Here is a 15,537-nt window from a genome sequence, read left to right as displayed (position 1 = left end):
TCAAATGGAGAACGAACGCTTCAAATCCAATACAGCTGTCTTGGTAGCATTTGTAACGGTCTTGGGAGCCATCGCCGCATGTCTGGCAACAAGCGCGGCCTCCAGTGCGGCAAATGCAGATTTCAACGGCTTGAATGCCGCCATCAGCGCTCAAAAAGCGGAGATCATTAATGAGATCTACGCATACGAGCATTTTCGCGCCTTTACCGATTACTCCCGTTATCTTGAACTTGGGAATTTGCTTTACGATCCAAATGCAAGCGAAGAAATAGATGCTGAAAATGGAGTCATGCAAAGGGAAGTTTGGGGCGTGGCAAGCGGAATCAGGTCAACGTTCTTCCAGTCCCGCTATGTTACGGTGGACGGAATCTACGATCTGCAGCGTGAATTGGATGAAGCTCTGGCAGAGGATTCTCAAAAAGAAGATCTAAATCCCAACCCTCATTTCAGCGAATCAGACCGAATGCACAGGCGCTCTTCCTTCCTGACAGCGGACATGATCGTGCTGGCAATTTCCTTTTGGTTCCTGCAGCTCGCACAAGTCACAGAGAAGCGCATTAAATACTTTTGGGTGGTCATCGGAATCCTGCTCGGGCTCGCTGGTATTCTAGGTATGCTGATCGGGAGATTTTTAATATGAGCACCGAACAGCAACAAAAAAGCAATGAGCGCTTCGAGAAAATGATCACCATGATGATCGCCACTGTGGCGATCTGGGTCGCGATCACCGTATACTTTCAAAACTACGCCTCTAATATTTCTGAGCAAGCCCGCCGCCGCGCGCAGGAAAATGCCATCGCTGCAACAAAAAAGGAATTGAACGGCACGATCCAATACAGTTATGAGTGGCAGGGAGCGTTCCAAACATGGCGCGAGATCGGCTGGCAGATCACAGCCGCCGAACAGGAGGGCGATACGGCCTCTGTGGAGCGGTATGCAAAATTACAGGAACGGATGACCGCCCTGAGCGAAATGCTCGGTCCCAATTATTTCGATCCAACCATCGGGTGGCCTGACACGAACAAATTTGAAGCAGATACTTATCTTGTAGAGTCGACCCGCCTTAATGAGATCTATTTTGCCGAATCAGAACTTGGTCAAGCCACCGATCAGACCGCGGACAATCTTGTCGTTCAGATCACCCTGCTCACGGTCACACTATCGCTTTACGGTTTGTCCATCACATTAAAAGGCGGGGTGCGCTGGTTGTTCGTCATCATCGGGTCCGGCATCGTAGGGTTCTGTATGTTGTGGCTGAGCTGGTCTCTGATCGAACTTCTCGCGCGTCCGGAAGTCAACACGGCCGCCATCAACGCGTATTCCGAAGGCGTGGGACTTTCCTATCAATTCAAATTTGATGAAGCCATTGCCAAGTTCAACTTTGCGATCGCAGAAAAACCCGATTACGGAAAGGCATACTACCAGCGCGGATTTGCCTATTTTGATAAGAATGACATCACATCCGCCATCAAGGATTTCGAAGCCGCGCGGGAAGCGGGTCTTGAAGATACGAGCACGAACTGGAACCTCGGCTGGGCTTATTACATCAGCGGACAATTCCAGCAGGCGATCGAAGCTGACGAACGGGTATTGACCATTGATCCGAGCGTACTGGGCGTACGCATGAACGAAGCCATCACGTATCTTGCGATGGGAGACCTGGCCAACTCTCAACAACAATATGATGTTCTGATTCGGGAAGCGGAGCGGCAAGTGAACGAAGCGCGGCAAAACAATGCACAGCCTCCCGCCTCTCTCTGGCTTTATATGGACGCAGGCGCCATTGACCTGCAAAACCTGATCGACCAGTTGGATAACAATCCGAAATCATGGACCGAAGCGCCCACTTCCGATCTGATCAGCGCCGATCACGCATCCATTCGCGATTTCGCCTACCAGCAAATGCTGCGGCTAAAAGAGACCACCGTCGCGCTTGAATATACCGGACAAGCGCCAACCTCACAGGAAGTGATACAGGTCGAACCGTTCTTATTTGGGCAGATCACAGGCAGGGACGAGCAGGGATTAATCTCGAATTTTGAAGTCTCACCGGATGCATATTTTCCTTATGGCACGGAATCAGTAACCGTCAAATTTAGATTCAGCGGTCCAGCCCCGCAACAGATCATCTGGAAAGTGTATCTGAACGGCGCAGAAGACCAATCTTTACGAGTCGTTTTCAACGCAGAGCTTAGCAGCGACTCCGCATGGTATCAAACTTTTGGGTACGATTACACCAACGTGTTCATTCTCACGCCCGGCGAATATGTCGTTGAACTATACGCGGATTCCAGGTTGGCACAAATCGGCACATTTTTCGTTGAAGAGTAGTTTTCACCCTACAAATTTCCCCCTTTACGAGAAGCGTTCATCAGGGTATACCAATCCTGATGAACGCTTCTCCCATTCGACACATCCTTTTCGATCTCGGCGGCACACTTATGCATGCTCGCAGAAATTGGCTGCCCGTTCTGGAGCAGGCAGACCAGGCGCTTACGGAAACACTGCGTCAATATGATATTGATCTGGACAGCCGCACTTTCCGCGCTCGATTGCATCAATATTATGAGCAACGCGACAAGGATCTTCAGGAGACCACCTATCACTTCGTTCTACGCGAACTGCTCAAAGAATTGGGATATGCCGAGATCGCCGAATCAATTCTCAGGTCCGCGCTGGACGCGCTGTATTTGATCACGCAGAAAAACTGGGTGTTGGAAGACGATGCCTTGGAGATGATCCACGGGTTAAGATCGAGGAACTATCAACTCGGCATTTTTTCAAACGCAGGCGACGATAAGGATGTGCAGGAACTTGTCGAAGGGTTCGGGATTCGGCCATATTTTGATTTTGTGTTGACATCCGCGGCATGTTTTTACCGCAAGCCCCATCCGCGCACATTCGAAATTGCACTCGCACAATGGAGCATTCCGCCGGAAGAGGCGGCCATGGTCGGCGATAGCCTGATTGCGGATATGGCTGGCGCGAAAAGTTTGAATATGAAAACAATCTGGCTTACACGCCGCGCACATTTTAGCGCAGAGCAAGAAGCGGGGCAGCGTATCGAGCCTGATTTTAGCCTGTCCAACCTCCACGAACTTTTACCCACCCTTGAGCGGATCAACCTAAAATAAAACCAGCGCAGTTCATCCATGCATTGCCGGGGTACAATTTCCAAATGCAAAATAAATTCGTTCCATATATTGCGCTCGCGATCGGCATCAGCGCACTCAGCCTTTCCGCAATGTTCGTACGCTGGGCGGAAGCGCCGGGACCCATCACTGGCTTCTATCGGTTACTGATCTCTACGATCTTTCTCTCCCCAATTTTTATTAGACAACAGAAACAGCTCGAGCCGATCAAAAATAAATATTTAATATTTCCATTATTCGCGGGAATCTTCACCGCATTTGATTTTGCGTTTTGGAATTCGTCTTTAAAATTTACGACTGCGGCCAATGCAACCTTGCTTGGGAACACATCACCTTTATGGGTCGCGTTGTTTGCGCTCTTCTTCCTTCGCGAAAAACTCCGCGGAGTTTTTTGGCTGGGATTGATCCTGGCACTGGCAGGCGCGGCGCTCGTGATGGGCAGCGACTTCCTCAAGCACCCCACCCTTGGTCTCGGCGACCTGATGGCAAGCACCGCCGCAATCTTTTACGCCTCCTATCAACTCACCACCCAGCACGGGCGAAAACATATAGACCCTCTCCGATATACATGGCTGGTTGGCGTGAGCGCCACACTTGGGATGTTCGTAATGAATCTTGTGCTGGGCAACTCTTTCTCAGGTTATCCTCCCCAAACGTGGATCATATTTTTCCTGACCGCCATAGTTTCGCAAATGATCGGCTATCTCGCAATCACCTACGCGCTCGGTCATTTACCAGCCTCAATCGTATCGCCCACACTAATTGGACAACCCATCCTAACCACCATACTTGCCATCCCCATGTTGGGAGAAATCCCAAACACCACACAATGGATAGGCGGCGCAGTAGCGCTTGCCGGTATTTACATCGTCAACCAGTCGCATATGCAAACAAAAGAAGAAATACCCAACGCTTGAAAATTTCAAAGCGCAAATATATACTAAGAGCACATTATTCCAGATCACTATTATAAGGAGATCGACATGCAACTTGACGCTATCCTCGAAGTAGCCATAGGCCTTATCCTAACCTGGCTCATCCTCAGCATGGCAACCAGCCAGATACAAGAAGCGATCATTGAGAGCCTGGGCTGGCGCTCGACGTTTCTTGAACGCCGATTACAGGAAATGTTCCATGATCCCGCCCTTGTAGCGCAGTTCTATAAGCACCCCTTGATCGAGTCTTTATCCGCAAGGACCTTTTGGGGCAGGAAACGAAAACCCAAAGGCATTCCAAACGACATTTTTGCGAGAGCCGCAGTTGATGTTTTCTTAAATGCGGGCAAGGTCGGAAATGACATCCCTGCGGGCACAATGAGTTTGGAAGTTATGAAACAGAGCGTGGTAGACAGCTTCAAATATCTTGATAACTCAAACCAGGTTTTATCCAGAACTGTAAAATATCTTGTCCCCAAGCTCAATCAAGAAACCACTGATGTGGAAAACACATTGGTAAAATATCGTGAAAATGTTGAAACATGGTTTGACACCACTATGAGTCAGGCGACGTTACTATACAGAAAACACGCATCCTTGATTGCATTGGTATTAGGCATTACCCTGGCGTCAGGCTTCAATGTCGACTCACTGGTTATCGTCAATCACCTCTGGCGTGACCCAACCCTGCGGCAGGCAATTGTTGCCCAAGCAGAAAACATAAATCCGGAAGAGAGCTTCAGCGTTACGGGTATTCAAGACCAATTGAATGAATTATCCCTTCCAGTAGGCTGGAATAACGAAACCACTCCGCAAGGTTTTGCAGACTGGCTGCTCAAATTTCTTGGAATAATTCTTTCGGGTCTCGCCGCTTCACTGGGAGCGCCCTTCTGGTTTGATATATTGAACAAATTACTGGGGCTCAAGCCCAATAAAACAGAAAAGGGTTGATCATTTACAGGCCGCTTGAGCGGCCTGTTTTTATTTTCTTGTTGTTATAATCATTCCATGTCTCAAGACCTTTTCGACCATGCCATGAACGAACGCCTGAAAAGCGAAGCCCCACTCGCCGCGCGGATGCGTCCGCGTACTTTGGATGAATATATCGGGCAGGAACACATCGTGGGCGAAGGCAAACTTTTGCGCCGCGCCATCGAAGCGGACAAACTCTTTTCATCCATCATTTTGTGGGGGCCTCCAGGCACAGGCAAGACCACACTCGCGCAAGTCATCGCCAACACCACCAAGAGTCATTTCACCACCATTTCAGCGATCCTAGCAGGCAAAGCGGACTTGCGTGTCGTAATCGACGAGTCACTTGAACGCAGGCGCCTGCACAATATCCGTACGATCCTTTTTGTAGATGAAGTCCACAGATGGAACAAAGCCCAACAGGACGCACTCCTGCCCCACGTTGAAAATGGCACATTCACCCTGATCGGCGCGACCACAGAGAATCCATATTTCGAAGTTATCAAGGCGTTGATCTCCCGTTCGCGCGTTTTCCAACTCCGCAATTTGAATCAAACCGAAACGGGGATTTTGATCGACCGAGCTTTGACCGACAAGGAACGCGGCTATGGGTACAAGCGCATCAACCTTGACCTGGATGCCCGCACCCATTTAATTGAAGTTTCCAGCGGCGACGCACGCAATGCCCTGAATGCAATTGAACTTGCCGTTGAATCCACAGCTCCAGACAAAGACGGCGTGATCCACGTTACTTTGGATGTGGCGCAGGAATCCATTCAACGCCGCGCTGTACTCTACGACAAAGATGGCGATGCTCATTACGACACCATCTCTGCTTTCATCAAATCCGTGCGCGGATCAGACCCCGACGCGGCTTTATACTGGCTCGCAAAAATGATCTACGCTGGCGAAGACCCGAAATTCATTCTACGCAGATTGATTATTTTGGCTGGCGAAGATATTGGCCTCGCTGATCCGATGGGACTTGTCGTGGCAAACTCAGCAGCGCAGGCCTTTGAGTTCATCGGCCTGCCCGAGGGAATTTTTCCCATCGCCGAAGCCACGCTTTACCTTGCCACCGCGCCTAAATCCAACAGTACAGTCGCATATTTCAAAGCGATGAAGAAGATCGAAGAAGAAGGGCAGGTATCAGTCCCGCGCCACCTCGCGGATGGGAATCGCGATGCCGCTGCCACAGGTCAAGGCAAGGATTATGTTTATCCGCACGATGCAGAAGGTCACTTCACGCCGCAGCAATATTTGCCAAAGCGCTTGCTCGGCACATATTTTTATGCGCCATCACAGGAAGGTTATGAATCACAAGTCACGGCAAGGCTTGAAATGTGGCGCGAAGCTCAACGCAAGGCATTGGGAATTGAACGTAGAGAAGATGTTCCTGCAATGAGTGAAGATGAAATCAAAGAGATGAAGAGAAAAATCAAGTAGATCCTCGATGTATTACATAAAACTTTTTTTATTTTTACTCCCATATTTTTTGACTGGAGTATCGGTTTCTATCATTGCGATTTTGATTGAAAAGGCAATGATTTACGCAGGATGGACTCCGGGAAATCCAGTGCTTACATTTTGTTTTACCTTCATATCGACGTTTCTTTTCCAGTTTGCAAAATTTCCCGGACCCATATCTATTGATTTGTATATGATTGGCGGTTTGTTTATCGGAGTTTTTGGATCAAATCGATTGGAGTTATCCACCACCATGCAAAAAGGAAGATGGTGGTGGAAATCAAAAAGCAAAGAACAGAAATAAGATCATTTCAATAAAATTTATTCAAGGAAAATCATACATGCCCTTATTATTGCTCATCCGTCACGGCGAAAACGAATATGTCAAAACAGGCAAGATGGCTGGAAGACTGCCCGGGGTTCACTTAAACGAAAAGGGACAGAAGCAGGCCCAGACGTTGGGAGATGCGCTCAAAGACGTGCCGATCAAAGCCATTTATTCAAGTCCGCTTGAGAGGGCGATAGAAACTGCCGCACCGATCGCATCCGCGCGAAAATTGCAGATCATTCAGGAACCCGACCTAATGGATGCGGACATCGGCAAATGGCAGGGCAGGTCATGGAGAGTTTTGAGCCTGACAAAAGTTTGGAAGATCGTGCAACATGCCCCCTCCCGTTTTCGTTTTCCTGAAGGTGAGTCCTTTCCAGAAATTCAAACCCGAATTTCAAACGTGCTTGAAAGTATTATCAAGAAACACAACAAGCCGCACGATATTGTGGCGGTTGTCTTTCACGCTGACCCGATCAAACTGGCAGTGTCACATTTCCTTGGTCTGCCGCTCGATAATTTTCAACGCCTGAGTTGTGATACGGGCTCGTTAACCGCAATCCACGCTGGCGATTCTGGCGCGAATTTAATTAAACTAAATCAGCGTCCGCCATTTGAGTTTCTTCCTAAAGACAAAAAGAAATAACAGCGATCAAGAAAATTTATATCTAAACCATACGTATGCGAGGATTTTACGGAAAGTTTTATCAATTCAATCTGGATGTAATATATTGGCAGCAGTTTTTTATTGTTAGATGAGGTTTAATGATATGACAAATTTACCTTCAGGGACTGTTACATTCCTCTTTACTGACATCGAAGGAAGTACAAAAATTGCGCAGCAATATCCAAATGATATGCCAGTCCTGCTTGCGCGACATAACCAAATCCTAAATCAAGCCATAAAAGCGCATAACGGATCTGTCTTTCAAATTGTCGGCGATTCGTTCAGCGCGGCATTTCATAATGCAATTGATGGATTGAATGCCGTCTTAGCAGCTCAGCACGCATTGCATACAGAAACCTGGGGCGAGACAGGTGCGATTAAAGTCCGCATGGGATTGCACACAGGCACCGCTGAATTATTATCCGATGGCAAGTACGATGATTACGCTACCATCGCATCCACGCAGCGCGTAATGTCGGCCGCGCATGGTGAACAGACTCTCCTCACACAAACGTCAATGCTCCCGACCTGCCGCAAAACTTCCCCGCCATCAAATCGCTTGATACCCAGCCTAACAATCTCTCTGCTCAACTCACTTCCTTCATCGGTCGTGAAAAAGAAATCGCTGAGATCAAAGCGGTGCTCAATTCAGCGCGTCTTGTAACTCTCACAGGTTCAGGCGGCACGGGCAAGACTCGTCTCTCCATCGAAGTCGGTCTGCAATTGCTCCCGATTTTTTCCAACGGTGTGTGGATGATTGAGCTGGCCCCGCTTTCTGATCCTGCGCAAATTATCCCCGCGCTGGCGCACGCGTTTGGTTTGCAGGAACTGCCGTTCAACCCGCTGGCGAATCTCGTCACCGATTATCTGCGCGATAAAAAACTCCTGCTCATTCTCGATAATTGCGAGCATCTCATCGCCGCCTGCGCAAAACTCGCGGATGATCTCCTGCGTCGATGCGCGGGACTCAAAATCCTTGCCAGCAGTCGCGAAGCATTGGGTATCACGGGCGAAGTTGCTTATCGGACTCCCTCGCTTGCGGATACCGAATCAACCAGCCTTTTCGTGGAACGCGCCCGCGCCGCCAACTCAAAATTTTCCATCACCGATACAAACGCCTCCTCCGTCGCCCAGATCTGCAACCGTCTCGATGGCATTCCTTTGGCTATTGAATTAGCCGCTGCGCGCACGAAGTTACTTGCCCCCGAACAAATCGCAACGAGACTCGATGACTTATTCCGCCTGCTCGTGGGTGGCAGTCGTACTGCCTTGCCGCGTCAACAGACCCTGCGGGCGTTGATCGATTGGAGTTATGACTTACTCTCTGAACAGGAAAAGAATCTATTGCGCATCGCGTCGGTCTTCGTCGGCGGGTGGACATTGGAGGCGCTCGAAGCGGTCTCTGAAGACCCGCTTGCGCTGGAACATCTCGAAGGGTTGGTCAATAAATCGCTGGTCGTAACCGAAGAACATAACGGCGAGATGCGTTATTTCCTCTTGGAGACAATTCTCCAATACGCGCGAGAGAAATTATTCGAAGCGAAGCAAGCCGCAGCGGTGCGTGATCGGCACTTCGTCTACTATAAAAATAGTTCGAGCGGCTTATGGGATGTTTCTCGCTTCACAAGCGAAGCTGAAATGCAAAAATTGAAATCCATGCAAGTGGAAGTGGAAAACCTGCGCGCGGCATTCGAATGGGGTTTGCAAAACGATGTTCAAGGCGCATTGGAACTCGCTGCGAACATGGCGATGAGCATGACCATGGTGGGAGGACTGATAGAAGGAACGACCATTCTCAAAATGGCAATGGAGAAGTTTCGTGCCTTGCCGCCCATGGAAGGCGCTGCGAACCGCCTTCGAAAGGAGATTTATGCCCATGGATGTTTTGGTCTCGGGACACTTCTCCAGGGCTCGAATGAAATCATTTCCTCACGCAGTGCCTTACAGGAAGCCATTGCAATCGCGCGTGAACTCGGTGATAAAAAACTGTTAGGCGTTAGTCTGGAAATGTACGCAAATGCCTCCGCTATGATCAAAGCCGACGATGCCCTTGCCGCCGCACAGGAGGGGCTTGAAATTTTTAGAGAGCTCAATTACAAGGCTGGGATGGGTATGGCTTACGGCAACATGGCACGCTTGGAATCAATAACCGGAAATTACCAAGAAGCTGAAAAGTACATAGCGTTGTTTCTGCCGATCATGGGAGAGGGAACCATATCACTTCAATCTGGTTTTCTCAATTTAGGGATGGGGATCGGTGCGCGGTCTCAGGGTCGCTTCGATCGCGCCCAGCGGCACTTTGAGGAAGGACTCAGAATATTCACACAAATGGGTCACAATGGCATGATAACGGGGATGACTTCCGAGATCGCTCACACGCAACGCGCGCTGGGCAATTACGCCGCAGCCAAAAATACTTATCGTGAGACCATCAAGTTATATCAAGATTACGGCAATCGTCCAGCCGTGGCGCATCAATTGGAATGTTTTGCAATGATCGCCGTCGTGGAGGAAGAATCTCAACGCGCCGCGAGATTATTCGGAGCGGCAGAGGCAATCCGTGAGTCAACAGGTCATAAACGAACGGATGAAGAAGAAGCGGAAGAAGCTCAATTCATGAGTCGACTCCGCGCCATGCTCCCCGCAAAGTACCCGCAGGGTGAAGCGGAATTCAACGCGCTCTGGGTGGAGAGCAAGTCCATGACGATGGAGCAGGCGATCCAGTTGGCGTTGAGTAAATAAAGACTTTAGAAATTCATACTAAAAACAGGAGTTTTTGTGAGTAACCCAAAATTCACACTGCGAGAATTGCAGCCATCCGATAGCCTTGCACTGACTAAACTATTGACCGAATTCGATGGTGACATGACCACGCACTTTCAGGTCGATCCGTACAATGCCATCATTTCTGGAACTGAATATCGCACAAAAGGGGTCGTTGTAGAAACCGAAGGTTATGATGGATTTGTCGGGATGGGAACGGTTCGATTTGGCAAGGTTCAATTCAATGGGAGTGTCTTACCGTTCGCCTTCCTGGATGGTCTCAAAGTCCAAAAGGAGTTTCGCGGCAATGGGCTTGGTTTTCAAATTGCCAGTTGGCGTATTCAACAGGCAAGAAACGAATTCGGGGATGATTGCGTGGTCGGCACAGGCATGCTGCATGACAATCACGCTTCACATGCAGTTGCCAGCAAATGGTGCAGGGAATTTGCCGAATCTGCTTTTGACGTTCGTCTGGTTCCCATGCTGACCCGCAAGCCCAAGCCACTGGCGGGGATCACCGTCCGTGAAATTGAACCGCTCGAATATGAAGAATTTGCTGTCAAACAGAATACCTTTTATAAAAGCCACAACCTGTACGCACTCAACGACTCCACAACTATTGCACATGCGCTTGGGGTTTCCGCAGGTGGAAAAACCCCCTATCATTTCTTTGTTGCTGTAGATTCTCAGGGCAATTTTCTGGCGGGAGCACAAACCTGGGCGCGTGGTATTCTAAAATGGGACACCATCAATAATCCGCCTCCGCCGCTTCGTATTTTGAATAAAGTATTACATCTTCTCCCTCCAGATTTCACAGTTCGCGATATTGCGGTTAACGGACTTTGGTATGAAACTGGTCAACTCAAGGTCGCTCAATTTATGTGGGAAATGCTGCGCTGGGAATGCAGGGAACTGGGTACAACGCTTGCCGCCAGCTTTGACTCACGCGACCCCGCCATAAATGTAGTCACCCTCAAGCCGTGGCACCAGCCGCGTCTCAAAACAACCATTGCCATTCACGCTCCGACAGCGATCAAACGTGACCAGTTACTATTTTCCAGCGGGCGTGTTTAATCATATCAATTCTATACGGAATTCGCCGCGCTTTGAGTGGAAGGAGAGACTGCAATCCCAACATCACAAAATACATTCCCGATGCGCCGCGCTCGCGTGGAGAAGCCAAAGAGGAACTCGAATGGCACATGCACGGACATCCCAAACATCCCGAGTTGGGACTGTGGGCCACCATCCACAAAGAGACGGGAAAGTTTATCGGCCGGTGTGGTCTGCTTCCGTGGACAATTGAAGAACAATATGATGTTGAAGTGGCATATACGCTGGCTCAAGAGTATAGGGGTCAAGGTTTAGCCACCGAAGTAGCGAAAGCCATTTTGCAATATGGCTTTGAAACTTTATATTTATCGCGCCTGATCTGTTTGATCGACCCTGAGAATATCGCCTCCCAACGAGTCGCTGAAAAGATGGGCATGAAATGGGAGCGAACCGTGGACGGATGGGAAGGCGATAATATTCCGTTTTATATTTATTCGACGAGTAGATAAATTAAAATGGTCATTTCAAAATTAACTAGCAACGAATGGCCAGCGCCAGTGTTCTTAGGATAATAGGGAAAACAATTTAATTAGCAACACTGTCCTTTCTGCTAAATCAAGGAGGATTTGATGACTGCAAATTTACTGACAATCATAGCCCGAAAACGCCAGGAGCCCTTCGGCGTTGCAGACCCGTCTGATTTTGAATTTGAAATAGGGGAAGCCATTGATCCTCAAGCGATGGCGACAAATCCACGAATCACTTTGTATTGTCTCGATCATGCCAATCAACGCGCCTTGTTCGTTGAGACAGTACCCGGCGCGGATCTGTCACAAGCGCCATTTTTCTACCAGGCGCAATACGAAAACACAGTCAATTTGTATGGCATATCCTACGATACCCTCCATCAACTTGCAGATCGTATTTCCATTGGTAACCAACAATTGATGCTGGTGTACTCGACGGGACGATCAGGCTCTACGCTGATTGGCTTCGCACTCAATGCCGTAAACGGAGTCATTGGCATATCTGAACCCGATGTATTCACGCAACTTGTAAGTTTGCGGGAATGGGACGGAAGCAACGAAGCCGAGATCAGCGCACTCGTGAATAGTTGTATGAAATTGCTCTGCAAACCGACTGAGCAAATTCCAAACCCCATTGCCTGGTCGATCAAATTCCGCAGTTTTAGCATTGAACTGGGCGATTTGCTTTACAAACATTTCCCAAATGCGAAGGTTGTTTTCCTATATCGCAACCTGGAATCTTGGGCTGTTTCCACCATGCGTGCTTTTGTTGAAAATGATACGATCGAATTACGCACATGGCTTCAAACGTGGTTTGCTACGCTGGTCCCTTCTGTTGCAAAACATGCACGTGAAGATGGCTCGATCCTGAGCTTGTTTACGATGAGCACCCTAATGTGGACTTCCATACTGGAACGTTATATGGAACTGCATGAAAAAGGAGTCCCCATGCTCGCAGTCCGCTTTGAAGATATAAAATCTGCGCCTCAGGAGGCGGTTCGGAAAATCATTGAATACTGCGGATTTTCGGATGTGAACATGGAAAAAGTTTACAAGGTTTTGGAACAAGACTCACAGGCAAACTCAGCCATCTCGCAGGAAGTGTTGGCAGGGCACGATTTTAAGCTGACAGATGCATATCGCGCAGATTTTGCCCGGGTATTGCAGGCGCATCCCGTTATTCATTCTGGAGATTACATTGTCCCGGCTACATGGGCAAGAGAATGAAACATGGCATTGGAACCTTACTAGTACCTGACTTGCTCACTTTTGCCATTTTTTGGAATTTTCCCTCGTGAAGATACGGTTTTTAGGACACTAAGGACAGGGGCAGTTAGGTTAAAATTGAATACATGGCATTCATTCGCAAAGTCAAAACAGCCAGTGGGGCGACTGCAGTTCAGGTTGCGTACAAACAAAAAGGTAAGATCGTTAAGATCCAACATATAGGAAGTGCCCATAACGAACAAGAACTGAAAAACCTGCTTGCATTGGCACACAAACGACAACAGGAAAACCAAATAGAATTATTTCCTGAAATGCATCCATCCTTGCGCATCAGTATAAAGAAGTCCTTCTCAGGCTTGTTGTGGACAATACTTCAAGAAGAATACCGCAAGCTGGGATTCTCCCGCTTGAACGATAAGATCTTTGAAGCTCTGTGCATAGTCAGAATTGTGGAACCCACATCGAAGCTGGATAGTTTGAGGGTCATGGCTGATTTGGGTGTGGACCCGATTGACCGGAATAAGCTTTACCGTTGTTTAGTCAAGGCGTCGGAACAAGAATATCGGAAGATCATCAGTCAAGCCTGTTTAGAGCATGTACAAAGAACAGACCTCACGCTGGTACTTTATGATGTCACGACCTTGTATTTTGAGGTGCAAAAAGAAGATGATTACCGTAAGCCGGGCATGAGCAAAGAACGCCGATTAGAGCCGCAGATCATCATGGGTCTTCTGGTCGATCGAAATGGTTTTCCGTTGGAGTTGCATAGTTTTGAGGGGAATAAAGCGGAAACCAAGACCATCGGTAGCACGTCACTAAAGGGTGGAAGAATGTAAATGAGGAAGAAGGAGTCTCACAAAGAGGCTCCTTCTTTTATATTAAGGGTTGAAAAAAGTTGAGCTCAGGGGCAAACTTATGGGTGCTTAGACCAGAAAGGATACCGATGAGCCCAACCCAGCTATTTTGCCCGAATATTGAATGTCCTGCAAGAGGACAAGTTGGAAAGAATAATATTGGTGTACATGACCAGAAAAAGAAACGATATATCTGTCATGTGTGTGAACGCACATTTAGCGCGAGCAAAGGGACATTATTTTATCGGTTGAGAACGGAGCCAAAAACAGTATTGTTGGTGATCGCCCTGCTGGTGTATGGGTGTCCGCTGCAAGCGATCGTGCAGGCCTTTGGGATCGATGAGAGGACAGTGCGGAATTGGTGGCAGCGGGCAGGATTACATTGTCAGGCATTTCATGAGCGGCTGCTGGATCAAAACCAGCTAGAGTTGGGGCAGGTACAAGCCGATGAGATCAAAGCGAAGACACAAAAAGGGTCGATCTGGATGGCGATGGCCATGATGGTATCCACCCGTTTGTGGTTAGGCGGGGCAGTCAGTACAAATCGGGATACGAGCCTGCTACAAGAGATGGCCGGACAGGTGCGTAAAATTGCGCTCTGTCGACCGTTATTGATTGCGGTCGATGGACTAAATACCTATCTGTCTGTGTTTCGGGATGCCTTTCGAACAGGCATTCCTCGTTCCAAAGGTCAGACAGGACGCATGACCCTGGTGGAATGGCCCAATATCGCCATCGTTCAAGTCATCAAATCCAAAGCAGAGGGTGTCTTGAATATTAAGCGGGTCATTGTTCAGGGGCAACAAACCATGATCGAACAAATCATTCGTGCTACGCAAGGCAAAGGCGGGATCAACACTGCCTATATTGAACGGCTCAATGCCACCTTTCGCCAGCGCCTGGCTTGTTTATTTCGAAGAACACGCCACCTTGCTCGTCATCAGAGGACATTGCAAACCAGCATGTATATTCTCGGCTGTGTTTATAACTTTTGCGATTTTCACAAAAGTCTGCGCTTGCGTCTCTCGGTGGGTTGGTATGGTTTTCGCTGGGTGCAACGCACTCCCGCTCTCGCAACTCATCTCACCGATCACCGCTGGTCGCTGGAAGAATTGTTCACTACTAAAACACCGCCGCCACCCTGGATCAAAAAACAGGGTCGCGGCAGGTTGCCTAATCGTTTACTTTTTCGGATGTCTCGTTATGGGTTTTGACCACTCTTTACTGCGGTCCTACCGACCATCCTGCCTGTCATGGAAGCTTTTCAATCGCTGCATGGTCTGAATAAGATCACCGTAGTGGCGGATGCAGCCATGCTCAGTGCGGCCAATCTGGAAGCCCTCACAAAAGCAGGCTATACCTACATAGTTGGCTCAAGATTGCAAAAAGTGCCATACGATATTGCCGAATTCCAGAAGAGTGGTGAGCTAAGCGATCAACAGGTCATCACGATGCAGCAAGATGGGTATCGGGTAATTTACCAGTATCGAACGAAACGGGCGGCCTTGGATCTCCGCAACATTGAAAAGCAGGTGGCCAAAGCAAAAAAGCAGTCAGTGGACAGACTCCATCCAACAAGACAAAGTTCTTAA

At 48.6% G+C, this 15,537-nt stretch carries 15 protein-coding genes; all 15 read left to right on the top strand.

Annotation, left to right across the window (positions count from 1 at the left end; translation table 11 throughout):
- Window positions 1-4: 4 nt before the first annotated feature.
- The 15 genes from IPL17_RS22990 (at window position 5) to IPL17_RS22920 (ending at window position 15,537) form a co-directional block, all read left to right on the top strand.
- Window positions 5-640 (top strand): hypothetical protein, encoded by a 636-nt coding sequence (locus IPL17_RS22990; RefSeq protein ID WP_345309428.1) that lies wholly within the window; start codon window positions 5-7, stop codon window positions 638-640.
- Complete coding sequence (locus tag IPL17_RS22985; RefSeq protein WP_345309427.1) at window positions 637-2,331, top strand: tetratricopeptide repeat protein; 1,695 nt, start codon at window positions 637-639, stop codon at window positions 2,329-2,331. The genes IPL17_RS22990 and IPL17_RS22985 overlap by 4 nt, the downstream gene beginning before the upstream one ends.
- Window positions 2,332-2,390: 59 nt before the next feature.
- Window positions 2,391-3,134 carry an HAD family hydrolase gene (locus tag IPL17_RS22980; RefSeq protein ID WP_345309426.1) on the top strand — a complete coding sequence of 248 codons (744 nt, stop codon included), beginning with the start codon at window positions 2,391-2,393 and terminating at the stop codon, window positions 3,132-3,134.
- A gap of 44 nt (window positions 3,135-3,178) precedes the next feature.
- A complete protein-coding gene (locus tag IPL17_RS22975; RefSeq protein WP_345309425.1) occupies window positions 3,179-4,069 on the top strand; it encodes a DMT family transporter in 891 nt (296 codons plus the stop codon).
- A 66-nt stretch (window positions 4,070-4,135) separates the two neighbouring features.
- Window positions 4,136-5,038: a hypothetical protein gene (locus IPL17_RS22970; protein WP_345309424.1), complete on the top strand. Its 903-nt coding sequence runs from the start codon at window positions 4,136-4,138 to the stop codon at window positions 5,036-5,038.
- Window positions 5,039-5,095: 57 nt separating this feature from the next.
- Window positions 5,096-6,505 (top strand): AAA family ATPase, encoded by a 1,410-nt coding sequence (locus tag IPL17_RS22965; protein ID WP_345309423.1) that lies wholly within the window; start codon window positions 5,096-5,098, stop codon window positions 6,503-6,505.
- 362 nt (window positions 6,506-6,867) lie between these two features.
- Entirely contained in the window at window positions 6,868-7,500 is a 633-nt protein-coding gene (locus tag IPL17_RS22960) for a histidine phosphatase family protein (protein ID WP_345309422.1), read from the top strand.
- Window positions 7,501-7,624: 124 nt separating this feature from the next.
- Window positions 7,625-8,185 (top strand): adenylate/guanylate cyclase domain-containing protein, encoded by a 561-nt coding sequence (locus IPL17_RS22955; RefSeq protein WP_345309421.1) that lies wholly within the window; start codon window positions 7,625-7,627, stop codon window positions 8,183-8,185.
- Complete coding sequence (locus IPL17_RS22950; RefSeq protein WP_345309420.1) at window positions 8,161-10,263, top strand: AAA family ATPase; 2,103 nt, start codon at window positions 8,161-8,163, stop codon at window positions 10,261-10,263. Before IPL17_RS22955 ends, IPL17_RS22950 begins: the two co-directional genes overlap by 25 nt.
- Before the next feature lie 36 nt (window positions 10,264-10,299).
- Window positions 10,300-11,358 (top strand): GNAT family N-acetyltransferase, encoded by a 1,059-nt coding sequence (locus IPL17_RS22945; RefSeq protein WP_345309419.1) that lies wholly within the window; start codon window positions 10,300-10,302, stop codon window positions 11,356-11,358.
- A 32-nt stretch (window positions 11,359-11,390) separates the two neighbouring features.
- Entirely contained in the window at window positions 11,391-11,846 is a 456-nt protein-coding gene (locus tag IPL17_RS22940) for a GNAT family N-acetyltransferase (RefSeq protein ID WP_345309418.1), read from the top strand.
- Window positions 11,847-11,966: 120 nt separating this feature from the next.
- Window positions 11,967-13,091, top strand: a complete 1,125-nt coding sequence (locus IPL17_RS22935) for a sulfotransferase (protein WP_345309417.1) — start codon at window positions 11,967-11,969, stop codon at window positions 13,089-13,091.
- 125 nt (window positions 13,092-13,216) lie between these two features.
- The gene (locus IPL17_RS22930) at window positions 13,217-13,927 is read left to right on the top strand and encodes an IS1634 family transposase (RefSeq protein WP_345309416.1); all 711 of its coding nucleotides are present in this window, start codon (window positions 13,217-13,219) and stop codon (window positions 13,925-13,927) included.
- 218 nt (window positions 13,928-14,145) lie between these two features.
- Window positions 14,146-15,159 carry a hypothetical protein gene (locus IPL17_RS22925; RefSeq protein ID WP_345309415.1) on the top strand — a complete coding sequence of 338 codons (1,014 nt, stop codon included), beginning with the start codon at window positions 14,146-14,148 and terminating at the stop codon, window positions 15,157-15,159.
- 39 nt (window positions 15,160-15,198) lie between these two features.
- On the top strand, window positions 15,199-15,537 hold the full coding sequence (locus IPL17_RS22920; protein ID WP_345309414.1) for a hypothetical protein: 339 nt from the start codon (window positions 15,199-15,201) through the stop codon (window positions 15,535-15,537).

Source organism: Candidatus Villigracilis saccharophilus (genome assembly GCF_016711665.1).
The sequence above is the reverse complement of the archived record's forward strand: the minus strand, read 5'-3'. Positions and strand labels throughout refer to the sequence as shown.

What these genes read in the sequence shown, in the direction of transcription:
- IPL17_RS22930 (WP_345309416.1), top strand. Translation starts at nt 13,217, where the DNA reads ATGGCATTCATTCGCAAAGTCAAAACAGCCAGTGGGGCGACTGCAGTT.
- IPL17_RS22990 (WP_345309428.1), top strand. Translation starts at nt 5, where the DNA reads ATGGAGAACGAACGCTTCAAATCCAATACAGCTGTCTTGGTAGCATTT.
- IPL17_RS22955 (WP_345309421.1), top strand. Translation starts at nt 7,625, where the DNA reads ATGACAAATTTACCTTCAGGGACTGTTACATTCCTCTTTACTGACATC.
- IPL17_RS22935 (WP_345309417.1), top strand. Translation starts at nt 11,967, where the DNA reads ATGACTGCAAATTTACTGACAATCATAGCCCGAAAACGCCAGGAGCCC.
- IPL17_RS22975 (WP_345309425.1), top strand. Translation starts at nt 3,179, where the DNA reads ATGCAAAATAAATTCGTTCCATATATTGCGCTCGCGATCGGCATCAGC.
- IPL17_RS22985 (WP_345309427.1), top strand. Translation starts at nt 637, where the DNA reads ATGAGCACCGAACAGCAACAAAAAAGCAATGAGCGCTTCGAGAAAATG.
- IPL17_RS22980 (WP_345309426.1), top strand. Translation starts at nt 2,391, where the DNA reads ATGAACGCTTCTCCCATTCGACACATCCTTTTCGATCTCGGCGGCACA.
- IPL17_RS22965 (WP_345309423.1), top strand. Translation starts at nt 5,096, where the DNA reads ATGTCTCAAGACCTTTTCGACCATGCCATGAACGAACGCCTGAAAAGC.
- IPL17_RS22920 (WP_345309414.1), top strand. Translation starts at nt 15,199, where the DNA reads ATGGAAGCTTTTCAATCGCTGCATGGTCTGAATAAGATCACCGTAGTG.
- IPL17_RS22970 (WP_345309424.1), top strand. Translation starts at nt 4,136, where the DNA reads ATGCAACTTGACGCTATCCTCGAAGTAGCCATAGGCCTTATCCTAACC.
- IPL17_RS22960 (WP_345309422.1), top strand. Translation starts at nt 6,868, where the DNA reads ATGCCCTTATTATTGCTCATCCGTCACGGCGAAAACGAATATGTCAAA.